The sequence below is a fragment of the Streptomyces sp. NBC_01451 genome (assembly GCF_036227485.1).
Lineage (GTDB): Bacteria > Actinomycetota > Actinomycetes > Streptomycetales > Streptomycetaceae > Streptomyces.
In genome coordinates, this window is the sequence record NZ_CP109479.1 from 699,020 (window position 1) to 710,475 (window position 11,456).

Annotated in this window: 12 protein-coding genes; 4 read left to right on the forward strand and 8 right to left on the reverse strand. The window is 71.9% G+C overall.

Features of this window, described 5'->3' with window-relative positions; genetic code table 11:
- Window positions 1–3 precede the first annotated feature (3 nt).
- The 4 genes from OG595_RS03100 (at window position 4) to OG595_RS03115 (ending at window position 2,957) form a co-directional block, all read left to right on the forward strand.
- Window positions 4–249, forward strand: a complete 246-nt coding sequence (locus OG595_RS03100) for a DUF397 domain-containing protein (protein ID WP_329267484.1) — start codon at window positions 4–6, stop codon at window positions 247–249.
- Between the two features lie 159 nt (window positions 250–408).
- Window positions 409–1,113: a hypothetical protein gene (locus OG595_RS03105; RefSeq protein ID WP_329267485.1), complete on the forward strand. Its 705-nt coding sequence runs from the start codon at window positions 409–411 to the stop codon at window positions 1,111–1,113.
- A gap of 11 nt (window positions 1,114–1,124) precedes the next feature.
- Entirely contained in the window at window positions 1,125–1,934 is an 810-nt protein-coding gene (locus OG595_RS03110; RefSeq protein WP_329267488.1) for an SAM-dependent methyltransferase, read from the forward strand.
- 87 nt (window positions 1,935–2,021) lie between these two features.
- Complete coding sequence (locus OG595_RS03115) at window positions 2,022–2,957, forward strand: alpha/beta hydrolase fold domain-containing protein (RefSeq protein WP_329267490.1); 936 nt, start codon at window positions 2,022–2,024, stop codon at window positions 2,955–2,957.
- 45 nt (window positions 2,958–3,002) lie between these two features.
- Here OG595_RS03115 and OG595_RS03120 read toward each other — a convergent pair whose 3' ends face one another.
- The 8 genes from OG595_RS03120 to OG595_RS03155 form a co-directional block, all read right to left on the reverse strand.
- Window positions 3,003–3,923: an RNA polymerase sigma-70 factor gene (locus tag OG595_RS03120; RefSeq protein WP_329267491.1), complete on the reverse strand. Its 921-nt coding sequence runs from the start codon at window positions 3,921–3,923 to the stop codon at window positions 3,003–3,005.
- A 154-nt stretch (window positions 3,924–4,077) separates the two neighbouring features.
- Window positions 4,078–5,277: an NAD(P)/FAD-dependent oxidoreductase gene (locus OG595_RS03125; protein WP_329267494.1), complete on the reverse strand. Its 1,200-nt coding sequence runs from the start codon at window positions 5,275–5,277 to the stop codon at window positions 4,078–4,080.
- Between the two features lie 354 nt (window positions 5,278–5,631).
- Window positions 5,632–6,975, reverse strand: a complete 1,344-nt coding sequence (locus OG595_RS03130) for an MFS transporter (protein ID WP_329267496.1) — start codon at window positions 6,973–6,975, stop codon at window positions 5,632–5,634.
- A 171-nt stretch (window positions 6,976–7,146) separates the two neighbouring features.
- Entirely contained in the window at window positions 7,147–8,097 is a 951-nt protein-coding gene (locus OG595_RS03135; RefSeq protein ID WP_329267498.1) for a catechol 2,3-dioxygenase, read from the reverse strand.
- On the reverse strand, window positions 8,097–9,185 hold the full coding sequence (locus OG595_RS03140) for a 4-oxalomesaconate tautomerase (RefSeq protein WP_329282605.1): 1,089 nt from the start codon (window positions 9,183–9,185) through the stop codon (window positions 8,097–8,099). Before OG595_RS03140 ends, OG595_RS03135 begins: the two co-directional genes overlap by 1 nt.
- A gap of 32 nt (window positions 9,186–9,217) precedes the next feature.
- Entirely contained in the window at window positions 9,218–9,973 is a 756-nt protein-coding gene (locus tag OG595_RS03145; protein WP_329267501.1) for a 4-carboxy-4-hydroxy-2-oxoadipate aldolase/oxaloacetate decarboxylase, read from the reverse strand.
- Window positions 9,970–10,719: a PIG-L deacetylase family protein gene (locus OG595_RS03150; RefSeq protein ID WP_329267504.1), complete on the reverse strand. Its 750-nt coding sequence runs from the start codon at window positions 10,717–10,719 to the stop codon at window positions 9,970–9,972. Before OG595_RS03150 ends, OG595_RS03145 begins: the two co-directional genes overlap by 4 nt.
- Before the next feature lie 64 nt (window positions 10,720–10,783).
- Window positions 10,784–11,434: a GntR family transcriptional regulator gene (locus OG595_RS03155; RefSeq protein WP_329267505.1), complete on the reverse strand. Its 651-nt coding sequence runs from the start codon at window positions 11,432–11,434 to the stop codon at window positions 10,784–10,786.
- Window positions 11,435–11,456: the final 22 nt, after the last annotated feature.

An 11,456-nucleotide genomic window follows, 5' to 3' on the forward strand; every position in this document is an offset into this window, starting at 1 on the left:
ACCATGGCAACCGACGGCCCCATCCACAGCGGCATGCCCGCGTCCGAACTCGGCTCCGAGGGCTGGCACAAGCCCTGGAGCGGCACCAACGGCGGAAGCTGCGTCGAGACCAAGCGGCTGCCCGACGGCAGTGTCGCGTTCCGGCAGTCCAAGGACCCGGACGGGCCCGCGCTGGTCTACTCCCGGGACGAGATGGCGGCGTTCCTTCGGGGCGCCAAGTCCGGCCAGGCAGACTTCCTGATCGCCTGACCTCCGCCCGCCGTGCCCCCTCCCGCGCGGGCGCCGGCACACCCGCACAACCCGCACGCGCACTCCCGCCGCGCGGAGGTCCCGTACGCGCTGAGGGAGTTGACGCACCGTCGCGCGCACCACCGCGCACGCTGCACTGTGAAGTCCGAAGGGAGCGGCATGCGTACGCCGCCTCGCGACCCGGGTCGAGGCATACCGCCCGGACGCGCCGGCACTCCTGCCGGGCCGCTCCCGCAGGACGGGGAGGCCCACGCGACGACCCTGCCACAGACCGTGCCGGAGTCCGTCACCCCGTACCGGACCCTGGCCGTCGAGGGCCACGAAGGCGTTCACCGCGCCCGGCTCCTCTCCGAACCGGCCCTGCTCGGCCTCCCGTTGCGGCAACCATCGGGCGGACTGCGCCATCTCGATCCCGCCCGGCCCTACCCCGACCTGCCAGCCCCACCGGGCCGGCTCGTCATCGACGGCGGCATCATCGGGGAACTCGCGTACGGGCCGTTGCGGCACGGACGGTCCCGGGTGACCTGGATCCAGGCGCTCGACCTCGCCGAGACGGTCGCGGAGCGCGAGGGCGCCATGCTCCATCTCACCCTGGGAGGGCGGGACGTCGGGCACGACAGCGGGTGCGGCGCCCGGTACGGCGCCGAGGGGTCGGAGACCGCTGCCGCCCTCGCCTACGCCCGGGTGTTCCGGACGCTCGCCCAGCCCGTTCCCGTGCTGGGCGTGAACGTCGCCTCCGCCCATGACCGCCGTGATCACCGACCGGACTCGACGCATCCACACCCCCGCGCCCCTTCAGTCCCAACTCCGGCAATCGAGGCAGCCGTTGCCGATAGGTTGGCGAAGTCCGCGCGAGGCAAGTAAGGAGAGCTCCGATGACAGACCGCCGACCCACCCCCGACCAGGAAGCACTGTCCAAGATCGACACCACGGTGCCGCACTCCGCCCGCATCTGGAACTACTGGATGGGCGGCAAGGACAACTACGAGGTCGACCGTGCCGCGGGCGACGAGTACCGCGAGATCGCCCCCAACATCGAGACGATGGCCCGCGCCTCGCGCACCTATCTCATCCGCGCGGTCACCTTCGTGGCCCGCGAGCGCGGCGTCCGCCAGTTCCTCGACATCGGCACCGGCCTGCCGACGTACGACAACACGCACCAGGTCGCCCAGAAGGTGGCCCCCGAGTCGCGCATCGTCTACGTCGACAACGACCCGCTCGTCCTGCGGCACGCCCAGGCCCTGCTCACCAGCACCCCCGAGGGCACCACGGACTACGTGGACGCGGATCTGCGCGAACCCGAGAAGATCATCGAGACGGCGTCCCGGTTCCTGGACTTCGACAGGCCGGTGGCCCTGATGCTGATGGGCATCCTCGGTCACATCCAGGACTGGGAGGAGGCCAGGTCGATCACGCGCCGCCTCCAGGCGGCCCTGCCCCCGGGCAGCTACTTCGTGCACTACGACAGCACGGACACCGACGAGGAGCTCAAGCGAGCCCAGGACGGGTACGACGACACGGGCGCGATCCCGTACGTGCTGCGCAGCCCCGACAAGCTCTCCGCGCTCTACGAGGGCCTGGAACTGGTGGAGCCGGGCATCGTCTCCTGCCCCCTGTGGCGCCCTGAGCCAGGGACCTCACCGGAGCCGACGGACGTGTACGGAGGGGTCGCGTACAAGGCGTAGCCGCTTCCCCTGTACCGGTCGGTCGTGTTTAATGTCATCCTGTCGATCGACAGGATTCCTGGCAATAGCCCGACCGAACGGAACCGCATGTCCCTCCTCGCCAGGCCTGCGGTGGCCTCCCGCATCGCCAAAACGCTCCAGCGTCTCGTCACGCTGGCGGAACGGCGGTCCAGCGGCCGTGGTTCCGCCGCCGCATACCACGCCCGGCTTCCCGAATTCCCGCGCGCCACAAGCGCGTTGACGGTCCCGACCTCGATCTCCCCGGCCCGGGTCGTGGTCTACCGGCCCGCGACGGAGGACCCGGCCCCGCCGGTCCACGTGAACTTCCACGGCGGCGGGTTCATCATGCCGGTGACGGAGACGGACGACGCCTTCTGCCGTGCCGTGGCCGCCCTGGCGGGCGTGGTGGTCGTCAACGTCGACTACGTCGTCGCTCCGCAGCACCCGTTCCCCGCCCCGCCCCGCCAGTCCTACGAGGTCGTCCGCTGGATCGCCGCGAACGGCGCCGAGCACGGCTGGGACGGCACCCGGCTCACCGTGGGCGGGCAGAGCGCCGGCGGCGGTCTCGCGGCGGCCGTGGCCCGCCAGGCCCTGGAGGAGGGCGGCCCCGCGATCGCGCTCCAGGTCCTGCACTACGCGCCGCTCGACCTCGCGACCGCCGCCAAGGACAAGCCCGCGGCGATCACCAAGCCGGTGCTGCGCCCGTGGATGGGCGAGGTGTTCGACAGCGCGTACGTGCCGGACCCGCGCGAGCGCACCGACCGGCTCGTCTCCCCCGCCCACCCGCAGGAGACCGCGGACCTCAAGGGCATCGCCCCGGCCCTGGTCGTCACTGCCGCCCACGACCGTCTCCGGGCGGAGAACGTGCGCTACGCCGAGCGGCTGCGCCAGGTGGGATCGCTGGTCGAGCACCATGACATGGCGGGGGTCGACCACGGCTACGACCTCGACGACGACGAGAAGGGCCGGGAGATCTACGCCCTCATCGCCCGGCACGTACGGCAGGCCACGGCGGACCGCTGACACACCCGCACCTGTGCCGGTCGCCTGGTCCTGGGCCTGGGCCGTTCAGCGCAGGGTGAGAGGGGTCTCCGTCTCGGCCCGGGTCAGTTTTTCCGGGTTGCGGACGTAGTAGAGGCCGGTGACGCGCGCGTCCTCGACGCGCATCGCCATGATCCCGTCGAGTTCGCCGTCCAGGTGTACGGCGAGTGCCAGTTCGCCGTTGATCACGGTGGGGGCGAAGGTGATCGGCCTCTTGTTCTTGCCCGCGGTGCCGATCAGGAAGCGGGCCACCTTCTCGGCGCCGGTGATCGGCCGCAGCGCCGCCTGCTTGATGCCGCCGCCGTCGTTCACCAGGACGACGTCCGGGGCGAGGACGTCGAGGAGGGTCTGCGGGTCCCCGGTCTCCAGGACGCGCTGGAACGATTCCAGGACGGCCCGGCCCACGTCCGGGGAGACCGTCTGGCGGGGGCGCCGGGCGTCGACATGCCGGCGGGCGCGGTGGGCGATCTGGCGGACCGCCGCGGGGCTCTTGTCGACGGCGGCGGCGATCTCGTCGTAGCCCGTGTCGAAGACCTCCCGCAGCACGAACACGGCGCGTTCGGTCGGCGAGAGGGTTTCGAGGACGAGCATCAGCGCCATCGACACGCTCTCGGCGAGTTCGACGTCCTCGGCGACGTCCGGCGTGGTGAGGAGCGGCTCGGGCAGCCACTGGCCGACGTACGCCTCCTTGCGGCGGCTCATGGTGCGCAGCCGGTTGAGGGCCTGCCGGGTCGTGATCCGGACCAGGTAGGCGCGCTGGTCGTGGACCTGCTCCAGGTCGACCTTGACCCAGCGCAGCCAGGTCTCCTGGAGGACGTCCTCGGCGTCGGCCGCCGAGCCCAGCATCTCGTAGGCGACGGTGAAGAGCAGGTTGCGGTGGGCGACGAACGTCTCGGTCGCCGGGTCGGCGGCCGGAGGGGTTTCCGGGGTGGGAGTGCGCTCGCTCATGTCCGGGCCCCTGTCCGGCGCGGGCGGCGGCCCTGGTCCCCGACGGTTCTCAGGCGTGCTTCCACAACAGGGTCCTTTTCGTTTTCGTCGACGGTCGTTCGGTCAGCGGGGAGACACTGCCCGGCGCTCGGCCGTGGCACGCCGGGCGGTCTCTTCAGGCTGCCGGTTCGGTGGCGGCCCGCTCCTGTTCGGCAACGGCCCGAAGCAGCAGGCCGCGCTTGGCGTCCTTGCTCCACCAGGTGCGCGCACCGGGCTTGCGTGCCTCGTACGACAGCTGCCAGGGGATGCTCCTGCAGATGAGTTCCTTGGTCTTCGCGCCCGGCCGACCGCCGAGGTAGTACCGCTTCGCGGTGTCGTCCTTGCCCATGACCTGGAAGACACCGGCGCGACGCCCCAGGCTGATGCACGTTCCGACGAACCCCACGTCGATGGACGCGGGCCGCTCGCCCGCGATCCGGCTCAGCACCGTCTCGGCTGCCTGCGGGCCCAGTTGGACCGCGGCCTGGCAGCTCATCCGGAACGGCAGGTCCGACGGGGCCGCCGAGTCCCCGGCCGCGACGATGCGCTCGTCGTCCACACTCGTCAGCGTCTCGTCGGTGAGCAGGCGGCCCAGGGCGTCGGTGCTCAGCCCGCTGCGCGCGGCCAGGTCCGGCACCCCGAATCCGGCGGTCCAGACCGTCACGGCGCTCGGCAGCTCGCGCCCGTCGGCGAGCCGTACGGTGTCGCGGGTCACCGCCGTCACCTTCGTGTCGGGGCCGTCGAGCACGCTCACCCCGAGGGCGGCGAGCCGCCTGGCGACCGAGCGGCGCCCCCGCGGATGCAGGGACGGGCCGAGCAGCCCGCCGCACAGCAGGGTCACGGTGCGGCCCTGTTCCGCGAGCTCGGCGGCGGTCTCGATGCCGGTCGGCCCGGCGCCGACCACCGTGACCGGGGCTGCCGCGGGCGCGGCGTCGAGGGCCGGCCTCAGCCGCTGCGCCTCCTCCAGGGAGGCGATCGGGTAGGCGAACTTGGCGGCGCCGGGCACCCGCGGGTCGGCGCTGCCGCTGCCCACCGCGTAGACCAGGTGGTCGTAGCCGACGGTGCCGCCGCTCGCCAGGGTCAGGGCGCGGCCGGCCGCGTCGATCCGTGTCACGGTGTCCACCACCAGCCGGACACCCCCGGCCAGGAGCTTGCCGTAGTCGCCGACCGCCTCGTGGGTGCCGCCGACGAACTGGTGCAGGCGGATCCGGTCGACGAAGGCCGGGCGCGGGTTGATCAGCGTGACGGTCACGTCGGCGCGCTGCGTCAGACGGTTGGCCGCCATGACGCCGGCGTAGCCGCCGCCGATCACGACCACATCGGTGTTGCCGGTCATGGTGTCTCCTCCGGTTCGAAGGTGCCCCTTCTTGGGGGTTCGGTCTCAAGACACCGGCCGGGTGCTGGTTGTGACAGGTGAAGGCAGGCGAATTTTTTTCGCCCCCGCCCCGCCGCCCCTGCCCGTCCCGTCCTGTTCCTGGGGGCTGCGCACCCAGACCCCCGCTGTCGGCCCTGGACGGGCCTCGTCCTCGAACGCCGGACGGGCTGGGATGTCCGGGCCCGGGCTGAAGGAGCGGCGTGGGTGGGTGGGAGACATGGCTCAGGCTGGTGGGGCCTCGTCCTCGAACTCCCCCAGAGGGGGCCCCGGACGGGCTGAAGAGGCGGCGGGCTGGACAGGAAGGTGCGCGACCGATCAGCCGGCCGTGGTCAGTTCCTCGGCCGGCTCGGCCGATGTCGGGCGGCCGGGCCCGCGCAGACCCGTCAGCGCGACGAACACCGTGGCGAGCACGGCCGCGACCGCGAACGCCGTGAACCCCCAGCTCTCCGACCCGCTCGCCACCAGCTGACCGCCGAGCCACGGCCCGAACACCGCGCCGAAGCGGCCGATGCCGGACACCCAGCCCACCGCGGTCGCACGGTCGGCGTCGGTCGAACGTCCGGCCACCGTCGCGTAGATCATGGCCTGCGCGCTGAAGAGGAACATGCCGGTGAGGAAGACCACGGTGTAGGTGAGCGGCAGCGCCATGTGGATGCCGAGCAGGTAGACGCCGACCGCGGTGCACGCGAACCAGACGGTGGCGACGCGGGCGGCGCCGTAGCGGTCGGAGCAGCGGCCGGCGACCAGCATGCCCACGATGCCGCCGAGGTTGATGACGATGAGGAAGGACAGGGACGAGCCGAGTTCGTAGCCGGCGCCGCGCATCATGGTCGGCAGCCAGTTGCTGACCCCGTAGACGAGCAGCAGGCCGCAGAAGGAGGCCAGCCAGAAGAGTGCGGTGGTGCGCCACAGGTTGCCGCGGAAGAGGGCGGCGACGGCACTCCAGCGGTCCCCGCTGACGGGGCGCTCCGTCGGGGCGGCGGGCAGTTCGACGTCGTAGCGGTCGGCTAGGGCCCGGGCCTCCTGGATGCGGCCCCTGGCCATGAGGAAGCGCATGGACTCGGGCAGGAACTTCGCGACCAGCGGGACTCCGACCAGCAGCGGGATCACGCAGACCCAGTAGGCGACGCGCCACCCGTCGGGGCCGCTCGTCCACAGGCCCAGGAAGCCCGCCATGATGCCGCCGGCCTGGTGCGCGGTCATCAGGGTGCCGACGACCAGGGCGCCGCGTCCGCGCGGGGCGTACTCGGAGACCATCGTGATCGTCGTGGGCAGCAGACCGCCGAGGCCGAGGCCGGCGATGAAGCGGCCGAGGCCGAACACGCCGAGGCTGGGGGCGAGCGCGCACAGGGCGGACGCCAGCGAGAACACGGCGGTGCAGGTGATGATCACCTTCTTGCGCCCGATCCAGTCGGTGACCGTACCCGCGGACAGGGCGCCGACGAGCATGCCGAAGGTGGCGTAGCTGCCGAGGTCGCCCGCCTGGTCGGGGACGAGTCCGAGGGCCTTGTGCTCCAGCATGTGGGGCAGTTCGGCGCCGTAGACGAACATGTCGAGGCCGTCGAAGAAGACGACCAGCCAGCACAGGCCGACGACGAGCACGGCCAGCCTGCCGCCGCGAGCGGACGGGGCGGGGGCGGGAGCGGGGGACGGAGACATCGTTGTTTCCTATCGTCCGGCAGGGGGGTCCCTGGGGAGGGGAGGTGCGGTCGACCGTAGGGAGCCGCCCGAACAAGTGTCAACGTTTTTGTCAACAATCTCATGTGCGGCGTGGCCCGTGCCGTCGCCGGTCACGGACCACGCCGCGGACGGGCGCGTCGGTCGAGCCCGTCAGCCGAGCGGAGGTGTGCCGTGCGTGTGGAAGGACTCGATGGTCTTCAGACCCCAGGCCTGTCCCTTGGCGCGCTCGGCCTGGGTCCAGGTGATCAGCGGCCAGTCGGGGGCGAGCACCAGCCGGGTGAGCGGGTTGCACAGTTCGACGCGGTTGCCGCCCGGCTCGTAGACGTACAAGAAGAACGTCTGCTGGATGGCGTGCTTGTGCGGGCCGGTCTCGATGTGCACGCCGTTGTCCAGGCACAGATCGGCGGCGCGCAGGATGTCCTCGCGGGTGTCCGTGGCGAACGCGATGTGGTGGAGGCGGCCGTTGGAGCCGGACCAGTCCTCCGTGTAGACGATGTCGTACGACTTGTTGGTGAACGTCAGCCACTGGGCGGCCAGGCGTCCTTCGTCGAGGACGATCTGCTCGGTGGGGCGGGCGCCGAGGACGTGCTGGACGAACCCGGCGTTCGGTTCGACCGCCGCGGCGAGGAAGTTGACGTGGTCGAGGCGGCGTACGCCGACGCCCGTGGCGGGTTTGGCCTGGGGCTGGTTCTTGAGGCCGGGCCGGAGTTCGGGCGGCGCCTCGTACCACTCGCTCTCCCAGTACAGGGCGATCTCGTGGCCGTCGGGGTCGGTGGTGACGTAGAGCGGGCCGAGGCCGGGTTCGTCCTCGGCCCAGCGGCCGGGGCGGCCCGCGCCCTCGGCCTCCTTGACCCTGCGCCGCAGGGCCTCCTCACTGGAGGCGCGCAGGGCTGTACGGCGGATGCCCGAGGTCGAGTGGGCGGTGAGGGTGAGGCTGTGGTGCTCGTAGTCGTCCCAGGTCCTCAGGTACACCGAGTCGCCGGAGCGGCCGTTCTCGGTCAGGCCGAGGATCGTGGTGAAGAACCGGACGCTGGCGTCCAGGTCGGGGGTGAGGAGTTCGACATGGCCCAGGTGGGCGATGTCGCCGAGCGGCGGGGTCATCAGCGGCTCCTGTCAGCGGGCGGGACAGCGGGAGATGCGGCGGGCGGGACGGCGGGCCGGGGGAAGACCGTGCCGTCGAAGATCTTGCGGGCGGTACGGACGACGGCCGTGCGCTGCGCGACCGGGGTGGGCGCGTCGGTGTCGACGACGGATTCGACGTCCAGGAATCCGGTGGGGTGCTCGATGCGCAGCGGGTCGTCGGCGCGGTCGGGGAGGCGGGCCACGCCCTCCCCGACACCGCCGGCCATGCGCAGCCCGGCGGCGACGCTCGCGGCGCCCAGCACACCGATCGCCGTGTGGCAGCGGACCGGGATGAAGGTGCGGGTCGTGACGGTGCCGCCCTGGGCGGGTGGCGCGAGCAGGGTGAGCTTGGGCACGGTCGTTCCGGAGACATCGCCGAGGCCCATCAACTTGCCCGCCGCCAGCCGGATTTCGCGCAGCCGTTCCTTGAGGGTGACGTTCTCCTCCAGGTCCCCCGGGGCCTCATAGCCGGTGACCTGAAGGGCGGAGGCCGCGATCAGTACGGTCGGCATGCCGTTGTCGACACAGGTCACCGGTGTCCCGGCGGCGATGTCGAGGGCCCGCCCGGTCGGCAGCAGGGGTGCGCTCCCCCGGCCGAAGCCGATCGCGACCGGAGCGGCGGCGCCGGGCACACCGGAGATCTCCGTCGTGCCCGAGTAGACGACACGCCCGCCCGCGGTGGGGAAGTTCGCGGTGGCGTGGTCACCGCTGTTGACCATGCGGATGCGTACGGAGGTCAACTCCTTCCCGGCCGCGACCAGTCCGCGTTCCACGGCGAACGGGCCGACGCCCGCGAGCAGGTTCCCGCAGTTCTGACGGTCCGTCACGGTCGGCCGGTCGACGCCTACCTGGAAAAACAGGTAGTCCACGTCGGCCTGTTCGTCGGCCGAGCGGGAGACGACGGCGACCTTGCTGGTAAGGGGGTGTGCTCCGCCGAGTCCGTCGATCTGGCGGGGGTCGGGGCTGCCCATGACCCGCAGCAGCAGGTCGTCGCGGGCGGCGGGGTCGGCCGGCAGGTCCTCGGCGAGGAAGTAGGCGCCCTTGGAGGTGCCGCCCCGCATCAGCATGCAGCGCAGTTCCTCCGCCGGGCGGCCCGTGCTCACGGGCGGACCCCCGGTCCGGCACCCGCGCCGGCTCCCCCGCCGGTCTCCGAGCCAGCACCCCCCGCGTACTCCTCGTACGACTGGTAGCGCACCCCCAGCCGTACCAGGGTCTCGCGCAGTCCGTACCGGTCCAGGCCCAACTGTCCGTCGGCGAAGGCGAGTCGGGACGCCTCCTCCTTCGCGGTGCGGGCCTCGGACAGCTTGACGGCCTCGGCGGAACGCTGCCGGGGCACGACCATCACGCCGTCGTCGTCGGCGATGATCACGTCGCCGGGGCGGATCTGCTGCCCGCCCACCACGACGGGGACGTTGACCGAGCCGCCGGTCGCCTTGACCGTGCCCTGCGCGGACACCGCCGCCGACCAGACGGGGAAGTCCATGGCGCGCAGTTCGGCGGTGTCGCGTACGCCGGTGTTGATGACCAGGCCGCGCACACCCCGGTGGCGCAGCGCGGTGGCGAACAGTTCGCCGAACAGGCCGTCCGTGCAGGGGGACGTGGTGGTGACGACCAGGATGTCGCCCTCGGAACACTGTTCGACGGCCGCGTGGATCATGAGGTTGTCGCCGGGCCAGCACAGCGCGGTGACGGCGGTGCCCGCGATGCGTACGTCCTGCTGGACGGGGCGCAGGGTGGGGCCGAGGAGTCCGGTGCGGCCCAGTGCCTCGTGGACGGTGGCCACGCCGTAGCCGGCCAGCGCCTCGACGTCCTCGGCGTGTGCGCGCGGGGGGTTGGTGACGATGACGCCGCTCATGCCAGCTCCTCGGTGACCTGCGGGTACGGGCGCATGTAGGCCTCGCCGTAAGTGGCGTGCGCCAGGCCCAGGTTGGGGCCCGCGTTGCGCTTGAGCTGGACCCCTCGGCGTTTCGCGAGGTCGGTGTAGTAGTCCCACAGGTGCCGCTGGGCCGGCAGGCACTCCATGGCCTTGCGCTTGGTGTCGAACACCTCGGTGATGTCGAGCAGCACCTGCGGGACGAAGTCGCACATCTCCGGCTGGTGGGGTTCGAAGAAGAACACCGGTGGCGCGCCCAGGACTTCACCGGGGGCGGGATAGCCGATGGCCTGCGCGAGGATGCGCGCGTCCAGGGCCATCCGGGCGGCGGCCGGATGGTCGGCGTTGTAGGGGTCGGACAGCGGGTGGGTGAGCACCACGTCGGGCCGGGTGTCGCGGTAGATGCCCACGAGACGGTCGGTCAGCTCGGGGGTGGCCAGGAGGGGATAGTCGCCGGCGTCGAGGAAGCGGACCTCGGCGCCGAGCGCGGCGGCGGCCTGCTCGGCCTCGGTCCGGCGCATCGCCTTGATCTCGTCGAGCGACCTGCCCTCCCGCCAGGCCTTGGCGGACTCGCCGCGCTCCCCGTACGACAGGCATGCGATGACGACCTTCTCGCCGCGCGAGGCCGCCAGCGCGATCGCGCCCCCCGCCCGCCAGACGAAGTCACCGGCGTGTGCGCTGATCACCAGTGTCGAGCGGGCGGTGACGGGCACCGCATCGTGTGTCATGGCTGAGATCTCCTTGGTGGACAGGTCGGTCGGCCCACCCCGGCGGCGTCATGCGCGCATCGCGTTATTCGCGCAACGCGGCGATCACGCTCGTGAGATGGGCGCGAGCGGCCGCTTCGGCCGCCTGCGGGTCCCTGGCCGTGATCGCCTCGACCATGGCCAGGTGTTCACCCAGGGACTGCTGGGGACGCCCCGGTCGCAGCGCGAGCTGGAAACGGTGGCGCACCAACTGGGCGTTGAGCTTCTCCAGCAGTTCCACGGCTGTCTGCTGGCCGGAGAACTGCCTGATCCGGAGGTGCAGTTCCTGATTGAGTTCGGAGTACGTGACCGGTTCGCCGTCGGCGACCGCCTTGGCCATCGCCTCGCCGACGCCGGTCAGTTGGGCCAGTTGGTCGTCGGTGGCCGCCACGGCCGCCTTGGCCGCGCACAGCCCTTCGAGGACCATCCGGCATTCGGTGATGGCGACCGCTTCCTCCACGGACACCACCCGCACCCGCGAGCCGCGGTTGCGGATCCGCTCGACCAGCCCCTCCGACTCCAGCTCGATCAGCGCCGCCCGGACGCTGGCCCGGGTCACACCGAACTGCTCGGCGAGTTCGTTCTCCACCAGCCGCTGGGCCGGCGACATGTCGCCGCGCAGGATCGCCTGCCGCAGCCGCTCCAGCGCGTGCTGCTTGGCCTGCTCTCCGGTGCCTGGACGGGCTTGGTTCGGCATGTGCCCTCCTGAGTGAGTGCCT

What these genes read in the sequence shown, in the direction of transcription:
- OG595_RS03100 (WP_329267484.1), top strand. Translation starts at nt 4, where the DNA reads ATGGCAACCGACGGCCCCATCCACAGCGGCATGCCCGCGTCCGAACTC.
- OG595_RS03105 (WP_329267485.1), top strand. Translation starts at nt 409, where the DNA reads ATGCGTACGCCGCCTCGCGACCCGGGTCGAGGCATACCGCCCGGACGC.
- OG595_RS03110 (WP_329267488.1), top strand. Translation starts at nt 1,125, where the DNA reads ATGACAGACCGCCGACCCACCCCCGACCAGGAAGCACTGTCCAAGATC.
- OG595_RS03115 (WP_329267490.1), top strand. Translation starts at nt 2,022, where the DNA reads ATGTCCCTCCTCGCCAGGCCTGCGGTGGCCTCCCGCATCGCCAAAACG.
- OG595_RS03120 (WP_329267491.1), bottom strand. Translation starts at nt 3,923, where the DNA reads ATGAGCGAGCGCACTCCCACCCCGGAAACCCCTCCGGCCGCCGACCCG.
- OG595_RS03125 (WP_329267494.1), bottom strand. Translation starts at nt 5,277, where the DNA reads ATGACCGGCAACACCGATGTGGTCGTGATCGGCGGCGGCTACGCCGGC.
- OG595_RS03130 (WP_329267496.1), bottom strand. Translation starts at nt 6,975, where the DNA reads ATGTCTCCGTCCCCCGCTCCCGCCCCCGCCCCGTCCGCTCGCGGCGGC.
- OG595_RS03135 (WP_329267498.1), bottom strand. Translation starts at nt 8,097, where the DNA reads ATGACCCCGCCGCTCGGCGACATCGCCCACCTGGGCCATGTCGAACTC.
- OG595_RS03140 (WP_329282605.1), bottom strand. Translation starts at nt 9,185, where the DNA reads ATGCTGATGCGGGGCGGCACCTCCAAGGGCGCCTACTTCCTCGCCGAG.
- OG595_RS03145 (WP_329267501.1), bottom strand. Translation starts at nt 9,973, where the DNA reads ATGAGCGGCGTCATCGTCACCAACCCCCCGCGCGCACACGCCGAGGAC.
- OG595_RS03150 (WP_329267504.1), bottom strand. Translation starts at nt 10,719, where the DNA reads ATGACACACGATGCGGTGCCCGTCACCGCCCGCTCGACACTGGTGATC.
- OG595_RS03155 (WP_329267505.1), bottom strand. Translation starts at nt 11,434, where the DNA reads ATGCCGAACCAAGCCCGTCCAGGCACCGGAGAGCAGGCCAAGCAGCAC.